This is a genomic window from Oceanobacillus caeni (assembly GCF_042678465.1).
GTDB classification, from domain to species: domain Bacteria; phylum Bacillota; class Bacilli; order Bacillales; family Amphibacillaceae; genus Oceanobacillus; species Oceanobacillus caeni.
Genome location: NZ_JBHTKV010000011.1, coordinates 37,106 through 55,758, shown reverse-complemented (window position 1 = coordinate 55,758; position 18,653 = coordinate 37,106). Strand labels below are relative to the sequence as shown.

General features: G+C 35.1%; 18 protein-coding genes and 1 riboswitch. Of the genes, 2 read left to right on the top strand and 16 right to left on the bottom strand.

Features of this window, described 5'->3' with window-relative positions; translation table 11 throughout:
* Positions 1 to 225 precede the first annotated feature (225 nt).
* From ACFQ18_RS09765 to nhaC, 16 genes are all read right to left on the bottom strand, one after another.
* A complete protein-coding gene (locus ACFQ18_RS09765) occupies positions 226 to 1,899 on the bottom strand; it encodes a peptide ABC transporter substrate-binding protein (protein ID WP_204798195.1) in 1,674 nt (557 codons plus the stop codon).
* 385 nt (positions 1,900 to 2,284) lie between these two features.
* Entirely contained in the window at positions 2,285 to 2,845 is a 561-nt protein-coding gene (locus ACFQ18_RS09760) for a GNAT family N-acetyltransferase (RefSeq protein ID WP_047184284.1), read from the bottom strand.
* A 370-nt stretch (positions 2,846 to 3,215) separates the two neighbouring features.
* On the bottom strand, positions 3,216 to 3,515 hold the full coding sequence (locus ACFQ18_RS09755) for a hypothetical protein (protein WP_047184285.1): 300 nt from the start codon (positions 3,513 to 3,515) through the stop codon (positions 3,216 to 3,218).
* A gap of 31 nt (positions 3,516 to 3,546) precedes the next feature.
* On the bottom strand, positions 3,547 to 4,005 hold the full coding sequence (locus ACFQ18_RS09750) for a hypothetical protein (protein ID WP_047184286.1): 459 nt from the start codon (positions 4,003 to 4,005) through the stop codon (positions 3,547 to 3,549).
* A 284-nt stretch (positions 4,006 to 4,289) separates the two neighbouring features.
* Positions 4,290 to 4,583: a hypothetical protein gene (locus tag ACFQ18_RS09745; RefSeq protein ID WP_052771648.1), complete on the bottom strand. Its 294-nt coding sequence runs from the start codon at positions 4,581 to 4,583 to the stop codon at positions 4,290 to 4,292.
* A 74-nt stretch (positions 4,584 to 4,657) separates the two neighbouring features.
* On the bottom strand, positions 4,658 to 5,587 hold the full coding sequence (locus ACFQ18_RS09740; protein ID WP_047184287.1) for an RpnC/YadD family protein: 930 nt from the start codon (positions 5,585 to 5,587) through the stop codon (positions 4,658 to 4,660).
* 379 nt (positions 5,588 to 5,966) lie between these two features.
* Positions 5,967 to 6,095 (bottom strand): PD-(D/E)XK nuclease family protein, encoded by a 129-nt coding sequence (locus ACFQ18_RS09735; protein ID WP_204798194.1) that lies wholly within the window; start codon positions 6,093 to 6,095, stop codon positions 5,967 to 5,969.
* A gap of 23 nt (positions 6,096 to 6,118) precedes the next feature.
* Entirely contained in the window at positions 6,119 to 7,321 is a 1,203-nt protein-coding gene (locus ACFQ18_RS09730; protein WP_379566249.1) for an SEC-C metal-binding domain-containing protein, read from the bottom strand.
* Between the two features lie 269 nt (positions 7,322 to 7,590).
* Entirely contained in the window at positions 7,591 to 8,793 is a 1,203-nt protein-coding gene (locus ACFQ18_RS09725; protein WP_204798192.1) for an amidohydrolase, read from the bottom strand.
* Positions 8,794 to 8,872: 79 nt separating this feature from the next.
* Positions 8,873 to 9,706: a MetQ/NlpA family ABC transporter substrate-binding protein gene (locus ACFQ18_RS09720; protein ID WP_204798191.1), complete on the bottom strand. Its 834-nt coding sequence runs from the start codon at positions 9,704 to 9,706 to the stop codon at positions 8,873 to 8,875.
* Between the two features lie 16 nt (positions 9,707 to 9,722).
* Positions 9,723 to 10,373, bottom strand: a complete 651-nt coding sequence (locus tag ACFQ18_RS09715) for a methionine ABC transporter permease MetI (protein WP_204798190.1) — start codon at positions 10,371 to 10,373, stop codon at positions 9,723 to 9,725.
* Positions 10,363 to 11,394 carry an ATP-binding cassette domain-containing protein gene (locus ACFQ18_RS09710; RefSeq protein WP_204798189.1) on the bottom strand — a complete coding sequence of 344 codons (1,032 nt, stop codon included), beginning with the start codon at positions 11,392 to 11,394 and terminating at the stop codon, positions 10,363 to 10,365. The genes ACFQ18_RS09715 and ACFQ18_RS09710 overlap by 11 nt, the downstream gene beginning before the upstream one ends.
* Positions 11,395 to 11,556: 162 nt before the next feature.
* Positions 11,557 to 11,658: riboswitch (SAM riboswitch) on the bottom strand.
* A gap of 248 nt (positions 11,659 to 11,906) precedes the next feature.
* The gene (locus tag ACFQ18_RS09705) at positions 11,907 to 12,563 is read right to left on the bottom strand and encodes a LiaF transmembrane domain-containing protein (protein ID WP_047184288.1); all 657 of its coding nucleotides are present in this window, start codon (positions 12,561 to 12,563) and stop codon (positions 11,907 to 11,909) included.
* A gap of 204 nt (positions 12,564 to 12,767) precedes the next feature.
* Positions 12,768 to 13,097 (bottom strand): branched-chain amino acid transporter permease, encoded by a 330-nt coding sequence (locus ACFQ18_RS09700; protein WP_338113679.1) that lies wholly within the window; start codon positions 13,095 to 13,097, stop codon positions 12,768 to 12,770.
* The gene (locus ACFQ18_RS09695; RefSeq protein WP_047184289.1) at positions 13,094 to 13,801 is read right to left on the bottom strand and encodes an AzlC family ABC transporter permease; all 708 of its coding nucleotides are present in this window, start codon (positions 13,799 to 13,801) and stop codon (positions 13,094 to 13,096) included. Before ACFQ18_RS09695 ends, ACFQ18_RS09700 begins: the two co-directional genes overlap by 4 nt.
* A 303-nt stretch (positions 13,802 to 14,104) precedes the next feature.
* On the bottom strand, positions 14,105 to 15,490 hold the full coding sequence (gene nhaC, locus ACFQ18_RS09690; protein ID WP_204798188.1) for a Na+/H+ antiporter NhaC: 1,386 nt from the start codon (positions 15,488 to 15,490) through the stop codon (positions 14,105 to 14,107).
* A gap of 502 nt (positions 15,491 to 15,992) precedes the next feature.
* Between nhaC and ACFQ18_RS09685 the strand changes: the two genes are divergently transcribed.
* Entirely contained in the window at positions 15,993 to 17,993 is a 2,001-nt protein-coding gene (locus tag ACFQ18_RS09685; protein WP_225344095.1) for a methyl-accepting chemotaxis protein, read from the top strand.
* A 520-nt stretch (positions 17,994 to 18,513) separates the two neighbouring features.
* Entirely contained in the window at positions 18,514 to 18,642 is a 129-nt protein-coding gene (locus ACFQ18_RS09680) for a hypothetical protein (protein WP_255449150.1), read from the top strand.
* Positions 18,643 to 18,653: the final 11 nt, after the last annotated feature.

Sequence of the window (18,653 nt, the reverse complement as noted above, 5' to 3'; positions counted from 1 at the left end):
AGGGATGATATAAGAACATCCCTGCAAATTGGCTAACTATATCTAAAGATCCATAGATAAAGAAAGATATAGTAATAGAGGGATGCTAGATAAATAGCTTTAGTATGTGAAGATTTTTGAAAGGGGTTAACCGTTTGCTTTATTTGAACATTACCAATAGGGTTAATGGTTAATACAAGGTATACAGAAAAATCTATATACCTTGTATCTCTAATTCAGTCACTCTTATTCAGAAATATATCCCCATTTAAATTGCATCGTTCCAATTGGAGAAACAGTAATATCTTTGACATTATCTTTATTTACCCAAACGTTCGTATAGAAATAAATTGGGGCAATTGGCATTTCATCCATAAAGATTTGTTCAGCTTGACGAAGAATGTCTCTACGTGCAGCTTCATCTGTTTCAGCTCTCGACTCTTTAATCAATTTGGCATAATCTTCATTTTCCCAGTTCGTGTAGTTATTACCACCAACAGATTCAAAGATTTCTAAGAAATTGATGGCATCATTGAAGTCGGCATTCCAACCCATTCGGCCTACTTGGAAGTTACCTTCACCCATCGTATCAAGGAATACGTTCCACTCTTCATTATTTAGTTCAACTTCTACACCAAGGTTTTCACGCCATATATCTTGAACAGCTTGAGCGATTGCACCATGTGCTTCACTTGTATTATAGGAAATTTTAATTTTAGGTAATTCTTCTAAACCTAACTCTTCCAGACCTTTTTCAAGATACTCTTTCGCTTGTTCAACATCGTTATCCTTGAAATAGCCTTCATTATTTTCTTCAAATATTGATGGAGGTACTAGTGCCGTTGCCGGTTGTTGTTCACCTTTTGTAATGTTTTCTACAATCCCTTGACGATTCAGAGCAAGTGAAAATGCCTTACGTATATTCACATTATCAAATGGTTCTTCTTCCGTGTTAAAAGCATAGTAGTATACACTAGCTAATGGAGTAATATTTAATGTTCCCTCATCTTTTAATGCCGGAATTGCAGATAAAGGAATTACATCTGTTGGTGATCCAGTCCAATCCAATTCATCATTGTTATACATTTGTAATGCTGTATTTTCATCGTCAATCATATACATGTTAATTGTTTCCAATTTAACTGTGTCGGCATCCCAATATTCCGGATTTTTCTTAAGTACAATTTGGTCTTTATGTGCCCAAGAATCAAGCAGGAACGGGCCATTTGTTACATAATCCTCCGAGACGTCCAGAGCCCAATCGTCTTTACCATCGACAACTTTATGGTTTACTGGATAATACGTGTAAAAAGCAGTTAAATCTAGGAAATATGGTGTTGGATGTTCAAGTTCGACAACTAATGTTTTATCATCCTCAGCTTTAACACCTACATCATCTAAGGAACCGCCATTTTCTTTGGCATCTTCAGCACCTTTAATAACATAAAGCTGATATGCATAATCAGTATCTGCGTTATTTGGATCCAATACCCATTTCCATGCATATTCAAAGTCCTTGGCTGTTACAGGATCACCGTTTGACCATTTCGCATCTTCACGAATTTTAAATGTGTATGTTAACTTGTCTTCGGAAACCTCATAGGATTCTGCCATCGCTTCTTCAGGTTCATCATCCTGATTCAACCGCATTAAACCTTCAAATATTTGTGTAAGAACAGCATTTGACGTTGTATCTGTTGCCTTACCTGGATGTAACGAAGGCGGTTCGGTTTTAATATTTATATTCAATGTTTGGTCGGCAGCCAATGCCGTACTACCTTCATCCTTGGAATCTTCTTCCTTAGCCGAATCTTCTTCCTTGGCCGATTCTTCCTTACTAACATTTCCACCACAAGCTGCTAGAACCATGCCTATGGCTAACATAACTACGATAAGAAAAGACCACTTCTTCCATTTCATAGATTTATCCCCCTTATGTAACCGTTTTTATTTTACAGATAATTTAGTGTTATTAAATTAATCTGTATTTATATTATACTATCATTTCCCAAATATTCCACCACTTTTTTAAAAAATGATTGACCATTCATTCATAAATTTTATATTCTACCAAATATGTTTTACAAAAACGTTGATTTATCAATACTTTTTATAAATTAAAGGGTAAATCTATTATCGTACTATTCCCTTAAATTACCATTTTGTATCTGAAGTCTAATTTACTTATTTAGCGACATAAAGTGATTTATGGTAATAAAAAAAAGCTTCATTGCTACGCGATAGCGACGAAACTCTTTTTCTATTTAAGTATGGATTTTTAAAAAGTAGAGTATTATAAATAACGCTACATATTACTGACTGATAGTTCATTCCATTCACTTGCTAAAATCCCATATACCGTATGGTCAACATAATGGTCATATAGCCACTCTACTTGTCTAATAGTTGCTTCATTTACAAAACCCAATCTTTCTGGAACGCTCCTGCTCTTTTTATTCTCCACGGCAGCTCGTATTTCCACTTTATTTAAGTTGAGGTGATTAAAAGCATAGTCGGTCAATGCTTTAGCAACTTTCGTCACAATCCCTTTTCCTTGAAATTCTTCTCCAAGCCAGTAGCCAATATATGCCGTCTTGTTGGACCAATTTACACTGTTGAAGCCCGCTACACCCACAATTTCTCCATTGAATAAAATAACGGTATTTAAACTTTTATTTTCGGCATAACCTTTTAAACATCCTCGGATAAATTCTTTTGTATCTTCCACATTCTTGGTGAAGTCAAGCCAAGGCAACCATTCTTTTAAATAATTTCTCGATTTGTCAGTTAGTTCAAAAATACTTTCAGCATCATTTAATTCAATTAATTTTAGTGAAACATTCTTGTCAATATTATGTATGAACATAATCTGTCCCCCTATTTTTGCTATTTTTTACTTACTAGCATTGTATAAATATAGTTTAAAAATCCTGCAAAGTCTATTCCAGAAATTTTTGCCAAAAAGGCAAAGGTCAACTAAAGTTTAGGATGAAACCTCTGAATCTGATAGACAAGATCCAGAAATATGGTAGACAAGATAGAAGGAGCGATTTCGTTATTCTTACACGATAGTCGTGACGCACTGATGGATTCAAAACCCAGCAACTTGGAAAAATATTTTTCTATTTTTCATTATTTATATTGATAGTTTTTTCTTAGGTAGATACATATTGTTAGGATTATGTATCAAGGAGAGATAAAGAACGGATACGTTTGTATCCACTCTAAAACTGAAGTTAATACATCCATCGCTGATATACTTCATTCTCTAAATCTTTTTCATTGAACATATTTAATTCCCTTTTTGCAATAAAAATCAGATATTCATCGTCGCCATAATTGAAAGTCTTATATATTTCCTGATTCTTTTTATGGAACTCGTGAATCAACTCTGTTAACTCAAAATACGTTAATTCTCCGGATTTCCATTGTTTAAATTTCTCAAATAGAGGTTCAAGTTCTTTTTCAGTCAAATGTCGATGGTATAAATCTAATATTTGGCGATCACGTTTCCGTTCTTCTTTTGTTTTTTTCATTTTAAATAGGATCCTTTCTTTTCTATTTCTTTTAAAATGGTAGATCCCAATTATCAGAATATATTGGTATGAAGTTTTTTTCAGGTTCTGTCACTTTCGACTGTTCTCGTTCTTCCCATGTTATCCCAAAAGGAGCACCGCCATCCGTATATCCTGCAATAAATGCAAAAGTTTCATCGCTATCTTCCCAAAGGTCTTCTTCCATAAATTCCTGTTTTCTCTTCCTAGCTTTACGCTTTTCTGCTTCCTGTTGTTTTTGAACAGCCGCTCTCTTCAACTCTCTTTTATAATGTTCGCTAGTACGAAATCCTAATAATTCCAATTCTTTTACTGCACATAGCTTATCAACGGCATAATGTTTACTATACCCATAAACTAGATTTTTTCCTTCGTATTTTGGAACCCAATGCCTAGCAGACTGCAAACGGCTATTACGATTCATGCGTTTATGACGTGGAATATTTGTCTTTTTTCTTTTTAATTTCCCCATATGCATATCACCTTAATCTTAATTGAAACATTCACTAAAGTGGAATTATAACATTTGTAAAAAGCGCTGGGAAACGATATAGTTTTACCGCCTTATTGAGAAAAGGGGGGCATACAGGATGGATAGTACGGAGACCAAACTTTAGAAAGTATTCCAGGAAATAAAACAGCTGAAAGGGGAAAGCAATCATTTAGTACAGAAAAACCACTTATTAAAACACCATTACAAACATATTCAAACAGAATAAATTTTTCAAGGATTGCTCCAAGCTACCATACCTAAAGTTACAATTCCTTCAATTCTTCTACTTGTTCCTTAGATAGATGAGTAACCTTTGCTACAAATTCAACCGGTGATCCTTGTTTTAATAATTCTTTAGCAATGTTCTGACGCTCTTCCATTTTTCCTTTTTCAATACCCTTTTCCATACCTTTTCTTTCCCAGGAATTTGACAGTTCAAAAATCTCCTCTGCATTATCCAATTCTTTAATTTCTTCCATTAATTGCTCCTTCTCTTGGTTATTCAGGGTTAAATATACATCAAAGAATAAAGAATCTGGATTTTTATGATTAGACACCTAATTTCCTTTTGTTGTTCGACCAGTACCTTATTTCACTTTTCCGGAACCCCGAAAGACTATCATACTTAAAGTTACAATTTTCCCTTTAATTCTTCTACTTCTTCCTTAGATAAATGCGTAACCTTTGCTACAAATTCAACCGGTGATCCTTGTTTTAATAATTCTTTAGCAATGTTCTGACGCTCTTCCATTTTTCCTTTTTCAATACCTTTTTCAATACCTTTTTCAATACCTTTTTCTATCCCCTTCTCCATACCTTTTCTTTCCCAGGAATTTGATAGTTCAAAAATTTCCTCTGCATTATCCAATTCTTTAATTTCTTCCATTAATTGCTCCTCCTCTTGATCATTTAGGGTTAAATATACATCAAAGAATCCAGTAATAAACCTTTGTTTTGCTGGATTAAGTTTCATTCGGACTAACATTTTTAAAAATTCCAATTTAACTTCTATCTTTTCTCTTTCCGTATAACCCATTTTACTTAACAATGCTGCTGCAACAGGGTTATCTGATTCAATATATTCGCGCCAATTCTTTTTCCTTAATTCCAGTGTTAAAAAATTAAATGTCAATACATGAAAAAAAGGAAAGCTTATAGAAAATTCATCCTGTTCATTTCTTTTTTCATTATAGCTAAAAACAGCAATTGGTAATATTGGCTTCTGATACTTATTATACAACAGACTGAAATAGTGATACATACGCTCATGAAAATCATTTTCAACGTAACTTTGGGGTTCAACATGGATAATAAGAATCGTTTCTTCTCCCTTTAATTTAGTTTCAATCACAATATCCAGCTTTCTATTTCTTCCTTGAAGAATATCCGTGTAAACTTCCTCTGATAATGGACGGATTTCTGAAAAATCCACACTTTCATGGACTTCTGGAAAGAATGCTTCAAGAAATTCCTCAAAAAAGTTGTAGATCAATTCTTTTGCCAATTGATCGTGATGGGTGTATTTTGTATTTTCTTCACGTATTAATGTAATTTGAGTCATGAGTAGAGGCCTCCTAGGGGATGTAATGAGGAATAATACAATGATGTGTGAACTAGGTATATTATACTAAAATATTCTAATAAATAACAATTAATCTCATTTTATTTATGGCTTCCTCTCAAATCAAATATCCCTCATCACGCTATATCTGCATGTGAGGGATTATGTTCCTTCTATTCTAATGCATAGTTCCTTAATTCCTAATTTCCAATCCACCTAGAATCGTAAGGCAGTTAAATTTTTAACAGGGCGATATAATGATTAGAGGGGTTAGTATATAGCGGAAATCTATAACTCTATCTGAAAATAATCAACTATCTCCAACCAAACCTCTTTAATGAATCTAACACCTTCTCCGCATCATTCTTGTTAAAACAAACTAGAAAACCGTCACCATATTTACCGTCCAGACAAGATGATGATTTTCTTTTAAGTTTAACAACCATGCTAAAATATTGGAATGACGTATTTCGTAATTTTCTAACTCAAACAAATCACGAATTTCCATTTTGGATCACTCCATTTTTTAAACTATCTTCCACAACACTTCTTATACTTTTTCCCACTACCACATGGACACGGTTCATTTCTGCCTACCTTCACAACTTTTTTCCCTTCACGTAATTTAGTCTCCGGTAATGGTTGTAATGCACTTTTTTTTCGATCTGACAGCTCTGTTGGTGTATAGCCTTTAAGAAACCATTCTCTTGTATTATTCACTAGAGAAACAACTAGATCAGCAAAAGCTTGAACCGTTTCCATGCTATCAAATTCCAGCTCGCTACCTAAGAGTTCCAAAACCTCATTCAAGCTATCCCCATTTCTAATAGAGGTAACACAGTCTTCTACTAGAATATCCGCTTCTTCTCTACTAAGTTCATAATTTTTCCTTATAAAATTGACTAGTTCGATATAGCTTTCATTCCTATCAACAAAATTAGCTTCACTAGCCTTTAGGATTTGAATCTTCTTAAAAGGGTAAAAAGAAAGACTTTTCCTCATCCTGTGTTCTTTTTTTACCGTTTCGGAATCATCTACATCACGATGGGAGTAACCATGCGCATCGACATAAACATCTTTATGATAGGATATCGCCTCATGCATGACCATAATATATTCGTGTAAAACAAAAGGTTCTTTCGTATATGTCTTAAGCAGTTCTTCTATTTGAATTAGACCTAATGTTCCGTAATAATATAAAAAACCAGTTGTAAGCTTAATCCACTCCGTATTCCTTTTTATGACAGATCTTATGTTCAAATGATTGGCCAACGATAATATAGGTTCCATTAATTCATTCGGTATTACTAAAGCTTTTTCACCATTATACGTGCCAGAATACACCAAACCACTAGCTCGGAAATAGTTAATTTTATGAAATTCGTAATCTGCAACATGCATATAGCCACCATTTTTTGCTAAATTGATTAATAGATTAAACCGTTCCTCATCCAATTGAAGACAAAATTTCCCAAGTGATTCGGGTATTTCTTCTTCTAACACTGCTATTAGTTCAGCCTTCTTTAGACTACTCACGCCCTTTAAGTCTAAATACCTTCTTATATCGTCTAATTCATATTTTGTATAGCCGGCTAGTCCTTCATGTAAAGTGAAAGGAATAGTTATTGTTTTTCCCCAGTATCTCCGTTCTTGGTTCTTCAATTGATCCACTTTCATTTTTTCTAATCCTACTTGAAGATTTTTAAATGCTTCTTTTAATTCTTTCTCGTTCATCATTTCACCTCTTAGGTTGATTATACAGAATTTGTCACTAGAGAGATAGGATCACTATCAATAAATGCTTCTGACTTTAACAGCTTTCTTTGCCTTCTATGGATTAAAAGAAGTTCCTAAACAAAAAGAGGAGTTAACCTATCTAGTCAACTCCCCCATTTAAAATCCATTATTCACTTTTTATCATACGTTAATTTCAGCAGCTCGTTTTTTATCCCTATATCCAAGTATTTGCTATTTTCTAATGGGAACTTCTCAGTGCAGTCTTCTCACCCTTGTTCTGCATGTTTTCTTTGCTTGAAATCCTTTTTAATAGCAGCTAATGTGTCTGGCTCCATAATCAGTCGTAACGCCGTTATGCTGAGCGCCTTTGCGCCTGTGATAAGGGCATGATCCCCTTTATCGGACACAGCTGCTTCTCTAAACGGAACGGTATGTGGAACAAGACTGCTAGAACCAATTTTAATATAAGGGTGAATGGTTGGAACGACTTGGCTGATATTCCCCGCATCTGTTGAACCCATTCCGTCTCTATCACCATCTACATTTTCTCCCAATTCTTCCATAACTTCTTTAAAAACCTTATTATAGGAATCATTTAATAACAAGTTATCAACTTCATTTTGGAAAGCAATCACATTTAATTTGGCACCTGTTGCAAGTGCTGCTCCTTCTGCAATTGCTTTTACTCTTTTTGTAACTTCGTTTAATCTTGTACGTGTGGCAGCACGGATATAAAATCTTGCTTTTGCATAATCTGGAACAATGTTCGGAGCATCGCCACCATCTGTAATAATTCCGTGAATACGGACGTCATCAGTTACATGTTGTCTTAACGCATTAATCCCATTGAAAAGTTGAATCACAGCATCTAATGCATTAATTCCTTCATGTGGAGAAGATGCCGCATGGGCAGATTTTCCTATATATTCAAAATCAAGTGGATCAACAGCTAAGGAAGGAGCAGTGAGACTTGTCTTTCCCGCTGGGTGAATCATCATTGCTGTATCGATTCCTTCTACTAATCCATGTTTAACAAAGCTACCTTTTGCACTACCATTTGGACCGCCTTCTTCTGCAGGTGTTCCAAAAACCACGACTTCTCCACCCGTTTCGCAAATAACTTTACTTAATGCAACCGCTGCAGCAACACTCATTGTTCCAATAATATTATGTCCACATCCATGACCAAGGCCTGGTAGCGCATCGTATTCTGCTAAAAATGCAATGGAAGGTCCCGGTTTTTCTGATTTATATCTGGCAACAAAAGCAGTCTCGTGGCCGGCAACAGCTTTTTCAACTATAAATCCTTCATCTTCAAGAATTTGTGTAAGTAAACCAGAAGCAAAAAATTCCTCATTGCCAATTTCAGGATTCGCATGAATTTTATGACTTGTTGTGAGGTAACGTTCCTTGTTGGCCTCAATATTTTCTTTTAATACTTCCTTAAAATTTGTTGTTACATTTGTCATTACAATGCCCCCTATTTTTAGAAAAATGGGGAAACTAAAAGTCCCTCTCTTTTTCTCATTCAATGGTATTTTCTATTTCCTACCAGCCAATTTTATCTAATGGTACAAAGGTTGGTATTAATGTCCCACCATATTCCTTTTCGACAAATTCAGCTGTATCTTCTTCTTGGAATAATTCGACAATTCTATTCAATGTTTCGTCATCTTTATCTTCTTCATTTACCGCTATAATGTTAAGGTAGTCATAAGCTGTTTCGTCTTCATGGAAAATGGAATCATTAAGTGGATTTAGTCCAGCATCCCTTGCAAAACCATTATTAATAACACCTGCATCTACATCAGCTAATGCTCTTGGTATTTGGGCAGGAGCCGTTGGAATAAGCTCAATATTTTTAGGATTTTCAACAACACTTTCTTCTATCGATCCAAGGCCATCGTAATTGTCTACAAGTTTAATAAAGCCAGCCTCTTGTAGTAAAACGAGTGCTCTTCCTTGATTTGATACATCGTTTGGTAGTGCAATTTTAGCACCCTCTGGTATATCTTTTACGTCTTTGTAATTATTTGAGTAAATTGCCATTGGTGCAAGATATGTTGTTGCAATTGGTACAAGATCTAAATCATGTTCTTTAATAAATTCATCAAAATAAGCAACCGTTTGGAATGAATTAGCATCAAGTTCGCCGTCTGCAAGGGCTGTATTTGGTTGAACATAGTCGCTAAAAGAAACAATTTCAATGTCAATTCCTTCTTTTGCTGCCTTCTCAGATACATAATCCCATGTCTGTGTATCTGTACCACTAATACCAATTTTCACCTTTTTTGTTTCTCCCCCACTTGTATCACCTGAGCAAGCTGTTGTAATAGCAATGAATACAATAAAAAGAAAAGTTAATAGAATTTTTTTCTTCATCCTGTTTTCCTCCTGATTATCTTCTACGTATTTTTCTTGATAAATAGTTTCCTAATGATTGTAGTCCTTGAACCATGATTATTAGGATGATAACCGTAATAGCCATCGTTGTCGTATCAAAACGCTGATATCCATATGTAATGGCAAGGTCACCAATTCCTCCTCCACCTACCGTTCCGGCCATTGCTGATGCTCCGATTAACCCGATGGTTGCAATAGTGAAGTTGACCACTAAAGAGCTAAGTACTTCTGGTAATAAAAAGCGAAAAATCGTTTGAAACGGCGTTGCACCCATGGCATTTGCTGCCTCAAGCACACCTTCGTCAACTTCTAATAACGAGCTTTCTACTAATCTAGCAATATATGGCCCCGCATAAAAGACAAGTGGAACAATTGCTGCAGCAGTGCCAATAGACGTTCCAACAATCAAGCGAGTAATTGGAATGATTGCTACCAGCAAAATAATGAACGGAATAGAACGGAATATATTAATAATTCCATTTAATACCGCAAAAATTGGTTTGTTTTCAAGTATTTGTCCATTACGAGTTACGAAAAGTGCAATACCCAACGGTAACCCAAGGATGATGGAGAAAATAAAGGATATACCTACCATTTGTACTGTTTCAATTATTGCTTCTATAATTTGTTCGGAATTAACTAGCATGTGATGTCACCTCCCTGAAGCTTATTTCTTTTGCGTGCATGTACGTTAATGCTCGTTTCACCTCAGATTCAGACCCTTGAAATTGAACAATCAAATTTCCAAATGGGATTCCTTGAAGTTCCGTAATACTCCCAAATAAAACATTGACATCTAAATCAAATTTTTTAGCAAGCTGTGATAAAAGGGGCTTACTTGTCGATTGATTGATAAAATTAATTCGGAATATATTTTGTGACCCATTGTTATTATCAATCATGTCTAAAATGGAACTTGGTATTTGATCATTCATGACAGTACTGACAAAGTTCTGCGCTGTTTTTGTTTTAGGCGCTGTAAAGACATCGAATACATTGCCTTCTTCAATAATTTGACCCGCTTCCATGACTGCAACTTTATCGCAAATTTCACGAATAACGGACATTTCATGGGTGATCATTAAAATCGTAATATCATATTCCTCACTGACCTTTTTCAAAAGCTGTAGAATAGAACTTGTTGTCTGCGGATCAAGAGCAGATGTTGCCTCGTCGCAAAGTAAAATGGAAGGCTGAGTTGCCAATGCCCTTGCAATACCGACCCGCTGCTTTTGCCCACCAGAAAGTTGGTCTGGATACATATCTGCTTTATCGGATAAGCCAACAAACTCTAGTAATTCGTGAACTCTTTTCTTCATCTTTTCCTTTGGTACCTTTTCAAGCACAAGTGGCATTGCCACATTTGCATACACAGTTTTGGAGTTTAGTAAATTGAAGTGCTGAAAAACCATCCCTATTTTTTTCTTCACTTTACGGATTTCTTTCTCCGATAAAACAGATAAATCATGACCATCCACAATGACTTTACCTGAAGTTGGACACTCTAAATAATTGACGCAGCGAATAAGTGAGCTTTTACCAGCACCACTATAACCAACAACTCCGTAAATTTCTCCTTTGTTGATTTTTAAGTTTATATTGCTTAAAGCATGAACCTGCTTTCCACCACTATCATAAACCTTCCCAAGATTCTGAAACTCTATCATGTTATTATCCCCTTTCTTGCCTCTATGATGCCTGGCGCCTCCTGATATTAGTCGAATAATGTTTTCATCGTATAAAAATCATAAAATAGAACAAAAAATCCTTCTTCATGGAAGAAGAAGGATTCAGGAGTAATATAAAAAATATTATATGTACTGAAATTCCTCTTATCTTCCAAGCTTTTCGCTTGCTGGAATTGGCACGGTACTTATATGTCCGTTGCCGAGGTATCATCGGGCCAGTCCCTCCGCCTCTCTAGATAAGAACTAATATATTATGAAATTAAAAGATGCCTATCTCCGACATTTGCCAGAATTTGCAAAGTAATTAATATAACAAAAACATTACATTATACTTTACATTCAGAAAATAAAATTGTCAATATCTTCCCTAGAAGATTGTATATTTAGAATATTGTACTACCCCAACAAACTAATGAGAATAATTTACTTAAGAGATCGTACCGTTACTCATTTTAGGTTACCGTATACAAAAGCCAATTATAGACAATCTATTAATTCCTAATTTCCAATCCACCTAGAATCGTAAGGCAGTTAAGTTTTAATACAACAACTTCTTCACTTTCTCCATGTTTTCTTGTACTATCTTCCCATCCACCCAAAATGGGGATACCAGATATTTCAACCTGAACATTTTCTGAAACGATGATGCTTATCCCTCCCAAGATAGAAGTGAAGTCAAGCATAGCTCCCTCTGCAATGACTGCATCACGGAGGTCAATTTCCACACCGCCCATTATTGTCACAACGCTACCACCTTGAAAATTTTTCGATTGACTTTTAATCTCCGCACCTGAAAATAACAAGAATGTGCTTAGTTTATCGCTCGTATGTTTAGTTTTTCCACTTTTAGCCCTGGTAAGTATGATAACGAAACCAATGAAAATGAAAATAAGCGGCCACAAATAAAAAATTAAATGAAGGTCAAACCATTGATTGATGAAAAATAAGACACCAACCAATAAAAATAGGAAACCTGACACTGTACAAGAAAGTGTACGATTGATTAGCTGAATAATACCAATAATAATGAGTATGAGCGGCCACCAAGTAGACAAGACTTGCGACATGTCAATGATATCAGCCTGATGCAAAAGAAAGCCAAAACCAAATATAAGAAAAAACAAACCCACCCATATTCTTCCCGACATAGGCATCCCCCCTGAGACTACTTTATGTATCACGGGGCTTTTTAATGATTAAAGGGTTTAGCATTATAGTGGAAGTCTTTATAACTCTATCTAAAAATAATCAATTTCCTTCGACTCTATCCATAAAAATTTTTAATGAATCTAACATTTCCTCCAAAGCGGCTCTTATATATCCTGTTATCCTAATAGGCATCATGCTTATTATCAAAAGGATATGAATTGTATTATTAACATATAACATATTGTCCCACTTGCTATTGAAAGAAACATATTTTTCTTCCAATAATGTACTATTATGATTAAACCTATTGAAATTAATTCTGGTATCCCATGACTGCCAGATAAAAAAGAAATATCTCTTAATGAATAAATAACGAGTAAACCAAATACAGCAGGCGGTAAAGCATTACCTAAAAATTGAATATAGGGTGGTGTAGGCTTATCTGCTGAGAAAATTATGAAAGGTAAAAACCTTGTAATCACTGTTCCCAAAACAACTGTACCAATCGTTATCATTTCTTGTGTAAAAGTCACCTTTCATTCACCACCTTTTTATTTTCAATATGACCTCGTAAAGGCGTTAAAATCACTAACATGATTATCATCGCAGGAATAGTAAAATATTCTGGGCCAAATATGATGAGTGCTAACACCGAAACTCCAATTCCTATTAATGAACTGTAATGTTTATCTTCTCTCATCCATTGATCTAAAAAAATCACAACGAACAGTGCAGTCATAACAAAGTCTAAACCTTTCGTATCAAAGCTAACAATAGAAGCTATTAAACTTCCTATCATCGCTCCACTGACCCAATAAAACATATTTAATAGCGTGACATAAAACATAAACCAACCTCTGTCCACATTGGAAGGAATCGTTGCAGTACTATTTATCACAAACGATTCATCACACATACCATATATGAGATAAAATTTCTTTTTTCCGGTTCCCTTAAATCTCTCTAACATCGAAATACCATAAAATAAGTGCCTTCCGTTTAGCATTAAAGTTAAAAATAAAACATAAATAGGATTAAATTCTCCAAGCAATAACGTAGCAGCTACAAATTCCATTGAGCCTGCGAAGATAAAAAAGCTCATTATAAAAGTATAAATAGGCTCAAAACCCAGAGCATGAACATACATACCATAGGCGATCCCTATAAAGCTAAATCCTGCCAGAATCGGAATAGTATAGGGAAAAGCTGTTCGTAACGCATTTATGTGTTTATCCATAAGTTCACTTCCTTTTTAATTTTATAATTATATTTGATGGTAATAAACAACGCATTTATAAAAATGAAGGCAATTCAATTGTAAAGTGTATCATGATTATTCATTATTCTTAACCATCAAACCTTTTTAGGAAAAAATGTATTCTCATTCACAAAAGTAGAATCCGTTCTAATCAATGCTATGTAATTTACATTGGCTTATTTGATAAGGGTTAATATCTACAACCGGAATAAGTGGGTGAAAAAATACCCACTCAAAAAGAGGAGTTAACCCATCTAGTCAACTCCCCCAAATTAAAATCCATTATTCGCTTTTTGCATAAGTTAATGTTTTACCAGTGAATCCAAATAAGATGGTCAGCACTGGGGATAGTAAACAGAAAAACGCAAAAGGTAAATATTCAAGTGTTGGGACTCCGAGAACTTTTGTTATAAATACTCCACAAACACTCCAAGGAACAAGAGGATTCACAACCGTACCCGCATCCTCTAACACCCTTGATAAGTTTTTATTAGTAAGTCCTACCTTTTTAAAATTAGACTGAAATGCTTCTCCTGGTAAAAGGATGGATAAATATTGTTCGCCGATAAATACATTAACCCCAATAGCAGTACATGCAGTAGCAAAAATAACAGAACCAGCGCTATTCAATAATTTCCCTACAGATTCTAATACTACTGGAATGATGCCTAAAGTAAAGAGAAGTCCCCCCATACTTAAAGCTAAGATGACAAGGGCAACGGTGAACATCATACTATTAATCCCACCACGAGTTAACAAACTATCAATTGCTTCATTTCCCGTCGCGGATACATAACCATCAAAAAGTATTTCAAATAATTCTTTACCAGATGGTATGTGATGAAATAGTGATAGGAAAATAGAAAAAATAGAAATAAAGGCTAACGTAATAAAGGCTGAAACTTTTTTCAAAGCAAAAATAATAAGAATCACGACCGGTATTAAGCTATACCAATGAACTAAGTTAGTTTCTAATAAACCAGCTTGAATAGATGCTAGCCTATCAAAGTGAACGTTTGTTACATTAGGCGAAATAAACGCATAAATGATAAGACTTATCAAAAAAGCCGGAATGGTTGTCCAAGCCATATTTCGAATGTGTTCAAATAAATCTACCTTTAATACACTTGATGCAATATTCGTTGTATCGGAAAGTGGCGACATTTTATCTCCAAAAAAGGCTCCGGATACAATCGCGCCCGCTGTGACTGCTAAAGAGATATCAAGCGCTGTTGCGATCCCGATAAAAGCTACTCCTAATGTGGCAGAAGTCGTTAACGAGCTTCCGACTACCATTCCTACGATAGCTGTAACTACAAAAACAATCAGATAGAAGAAATGAGGCGTAACCAATTCAAAACCAATGTAAACAAGTGTTGGTATGGTTCCAGCAATCATCCATGTAGCAATTAACAAACCTATTAGAAAAAAGATAAAAATTGCTGGTAAACCTGATTTAGCACCATTCACCATTCCTTCCTCCAACAAATGAAACGGTACTCTTTTCACTAAACCGTATAGGATTAGTAGAAAAATAGATAATAAAATTGGAATATGTGGAGGTGCTGAAAATTTGATGATGCTTATACTAACCAACCCTACTATAATTAGAAGAAGGATCAAAGCCTCTCCAATGGTTGGTGAATATGCTCTCTTCGTTGTAAACATGTGTCCTTCCCCCTATAATGTATAAAATAAAAAAAGCATTCTCATCCCAATATTAGGGACGAAGATGCTCTCCGCGGTACCACCCTAGTTAATGATCTATGTCATTCACTCTTATTCCCATTTTTTCCACGGTGTATTTCACTTCTACTGCTGCCTGAATTTCCAGCATCCATTCAGTCTCTTCCTGCTGCATCCAATAGAATTACTTTTGTCCGTTGTATGGGTGTCATATTAACTTTTATACATGAACGCTTTTATGCAATAAATTATTTGTCTATTACTATACCTGTGTCTAGTGAATTAATCAAGTACCATTTTTTGGGCAAGTAAAAATAATCGTAGGTACATTACCTTCACCTACCATTTTCTCTAATTTCTTAATAAATGGAATTAACTGTATTTTACTTTTTCCTTAAGAACCTAGGATTCTTTGTCGATACAATATAAGTAAGTAAAAATCTAGGTAAAAAGACCTGAAATGAAGAGATTGGAGGAAAGAGATTTGAAAAGAGACAAAAAGAATAAGGCGAAAATTTCACTAAGCCTAAGAAAAAAATTAATCATATCATTTTTAGCAATTTTATTAATACCAAGTATGTGTATTGGCTTTGGTTCATATGTAACTTCAAAATCCAATACGGACCAAAGAATAATTGATACAGCCCAAGAAAATGTAAACATTGTTAATCAAACCATTGATCAATTCATTATTGCACAAATGGAAAATGTTGATTATTTGTCTAATTCCATTGATGCAAAAAATATCAAAAAAGATAAAGATGCTAAAACGAGGGAAATTTTAGATACGATTCAAAAAGCCAAAGAAAATGTGATCGAGCAAACCTATGTGGGTACGGAGACAGGGGATTTCATGAATTCACCGACTTCATTTCAAAACCCACCAGACTATGATCCACGTGAACGACCTTGGTATCAGGAGGCAATGGATAATAAAGGTAATGTCATTATTACCGATCCATATGTCTCACAATCGTCCAATGAAGTAGTAGTTACATTAGCAAAGGCAACTGAAGATAATCACGGTGTAGTTGCGGTTAACTTAAAACTAGGGAGCCTTACAGATATCATTAGTTCCGTACAACTTGGAGAAGAAGGCTATTTGTTTGTGTTAGATAAAACGGAACATTTTATTAGTCATCCAACCAATGAAGCCGGCAGTGAGGCGGAAGAAGATTTTTATGACAAACTATACGACTCGGACTCTGGAACGTTTGATTACAAATACGAAGGTGAAAAAAAATTAGCATTTGCAACGAATGACATTACTGGATGGAAGATTGCTGGAACCATGTATCAATCCGAGGTGAACGAAGCCGTTAAACCAATTTTGCATTCTACCCTTGCTATTCTTGTTATTGCACTTATCCTCGGAGGAGTCACTATCCTGTTCATCATTCGCTCCATTACTAAACCAATTCATCAATTGGTTGACGTAAGTGAGAAAATGAGTCAAAGAGATTTAAGTGTTGGTGTTGAAATTAATTCAAATGATGAAATAGGGACATTATCTGAATCCTTTAATCGTATGAGAGAAAATCTTAATGAAGTTATCACAGAGGTTCGTGATAAGTCTCATCATGTAGCTGCAGCATCTGAACAATTAAGTGCGAGCACTGAACAAAATACTCAAGCAACCGAACAAATTTCGTCATCCATTCAAGAAGTTGCGGTAGAAATGGACAAACAGACAAATAGTATTGAAAATAGTAAACAAATGGCAGAAGAAATGGCTGGTTCCATTCGCCAAATTGCAGCAAGCTCTGATGAAGTTTCTACAACTGCAGAAAATACAATGTCAGCTGTAAACGAAGGGAACAAAGCCTTGGAAACAACTGTCAATCAAATGGAATACATCAAGAAAAACACACATGATTTGTCAAATAATATCCAGGGATTAGGCGAATTATCTGGACAAATTAGCAATATAGTAGATGTTATAACAGAAATTTCCGACCAAACTAACCTGCTTGCGCTAAATGCTGCGATTGAAGCCGCTAGGGCCGGAGAACATGGAAAAGGATTTGCCGTTGTTGCCGACGAAGTACGCAAACTTGCGGAAGAATCCTCTAAATCGGCAGACCAAATAAAAGAAATGATAGGCAAAATTCATACAGAAACGAGCAATACAGTGAAATCCATGGAAACAGCTACCGTGCAAGTTGAAAAAGGTATTGACGTTGCGCATCACGCAGGAGAATCATTTACAACGATAACAGGATATGTTGATACAATAACGGAACAAATTATGCAAGTTACGTCTGAAATTCAAGAAATTTCTTCTAGTACAGAACATTTCATTCAAATATTTGAAGACGTTGCAACCATTGGCGAGACCATATCAGGTCAGACACAAAATGCCTCTGCATCAACTCAAGAACAGCTTGCATCCATGGAGGAAATCTCAAACTCAGCTTCCTCTCTAACAAAAATAGCGGAAGATTTACAAAAGGTAGTTGAGAAGTTTAAATTAAGCGATAAATGAGTAACTTAAGATTATTGGTGTCAATCATCCACTTTGATAAAATGTTTTAAAATATAATTTTGATGCCTGTCCCTTAATGTGGATACTTTACCACATTGGAGGACAGGCACTTTTTTTGACTGTCACCATTTGTTTACATTAATCCGGTTTTCGTTTGAAGTATTTCAACATTCATTTGCATTAATCCGACATTCCGAGCTTATTCAGTACTTAAAACACATATTTAATATCCCCTCTATTACTAAAAACGTTCAAACTAATAAAGGCTCTTAGTTATAATTTTAACATCATCATTCCTTTTTAATACTAATTGAATAGAACCATTTCGAACCTAAATTTCCTCTTCACCGGATATTCACAGTACCAACCTAGTATCAGGGCACTGAACCATCTCTCTACGCCCCGCTTTTTAACAAAGTGTAAAATAGCACTCTCTTATTCATGACATTATGTAAATTATATCTCGGTTATCTAAATAGTATAATTATTCAAACCATCTTTTTAAATAGGAGGTGATAGTTTGTTGGGTTTGCCGGCTGAAACATTTTGGCTCATTCTTCCTTGGCCATTTATTTGGGTTGGATTAGCTTTGGTCATGTATTTTAAGATGAAGCGTGAAGATGATGCAGAAGAAAATGGGAATAGCTGATAGGGGGAATT

Excerpts from the sequence above, each read along its gene's own strand:
- ACFQ18_RS09735 (WP_204798194.1), bottom strand. The coding sequence starts at position 6,095 with ATGGAAATTCGTGATTTGTTTGAGTTAGAAAATTACGAAATACGTCAT.
- ACFQ18_RS09710 (WP_204798189.1), bottom strand. The coding sequence starts at position 11,394 with ATGATAGAGTTTCAGAATCTTGGGAAGGTTTATGATAGTGGTGGAAAG.
- ACFQ18_RS09725 (WP_204798192.1), bottom strand. The coding sequence starts at position 8,793 with ATGACAAATGTAACAACAAATTTTAAGGAAGTATTAAAAGAAAATATT.
- ACFQ18_RS09740 (WP_047184287.1), bottom strand. The coding sequence starts at position 5,587 with ATGACTCAAATTACATTAATACGTGAAGAAAATACAAAATACACCCAT.
- ACFQ18_RS09720 (WP_204798191.1), bottom strand. The coding sequence starts at position 9,706 with ATGAAGAAAAAAATTCTATTAACTTTTCTTTTTATTGTATTCATTGCT.
- nhaC (WP_204798188.1), bottom strand. The coding sequence starts at position 15,490 with ATGTTTACAACGAAGAGAGCATATTCACCAACCATTGGAGAGGCTTTG.
- ACFQ18_RS09695 (WP_047184289.1), bottom strand. The coding sequence starts at position 13,801 with ATGGATAAACACATAAATGCGTTACGAACAGCTTTTCCCTATACTATT.
- ACFQ18_RS09765 (WP_204798195.1), bottom strand. The coding sequence starts at position 1,899 with ATGAAATGGAAGAAGTGGTCTTTTCTTATCGTAGTTATGTTAGCCATA.
- ACFQ18_RS09750 (WP_047184286.1), bottom strand. The coding sequence starts at position 4,005 with ATGGGGAAATTAAAAAGAAAAAAGACAAATATTCCACGTCATAAACGC.
- ACFQ18_RS09755 (WP_047184285.1), bottom strand. The coding sequence starts at position 3,515 with ATGAAAAAAACAAAAGAAGAACGGAAACGTGATCGCCAAATATTAGAT.
- ACFQ18_RS09760 (WP_047184284.1), bottom strand. The coding sequence starts at position 2,845 with ATGTTCATACATAATATTGACAAGAATGTTTCACTAAAATTAATTGAA.
- ACFQ18_RS09705 (WP_047184288.1), bottom strand. The coding sequence starts at position 12,563 with ATGTCGGGAAGAATATGGGTGGGTTTGTTTTTTCTTATATTTGGTTTT.
- ACFQ18_RS09730 (WP_379566249.1), bottom strand. The coding sequence starts at position 7,321 with ATGAACGAGAAAGAATTAAAAGAAGCATTTAAAAATCTTCAAGTAGGA.
- ACFQ18_RS09715 (WP_204798190.1), bottom strand. The coding sequence starts at position 10,373 with ATGCTAGTTAATTCCGAACAAATTATAGAAGCAATAATTGAAACAGTA.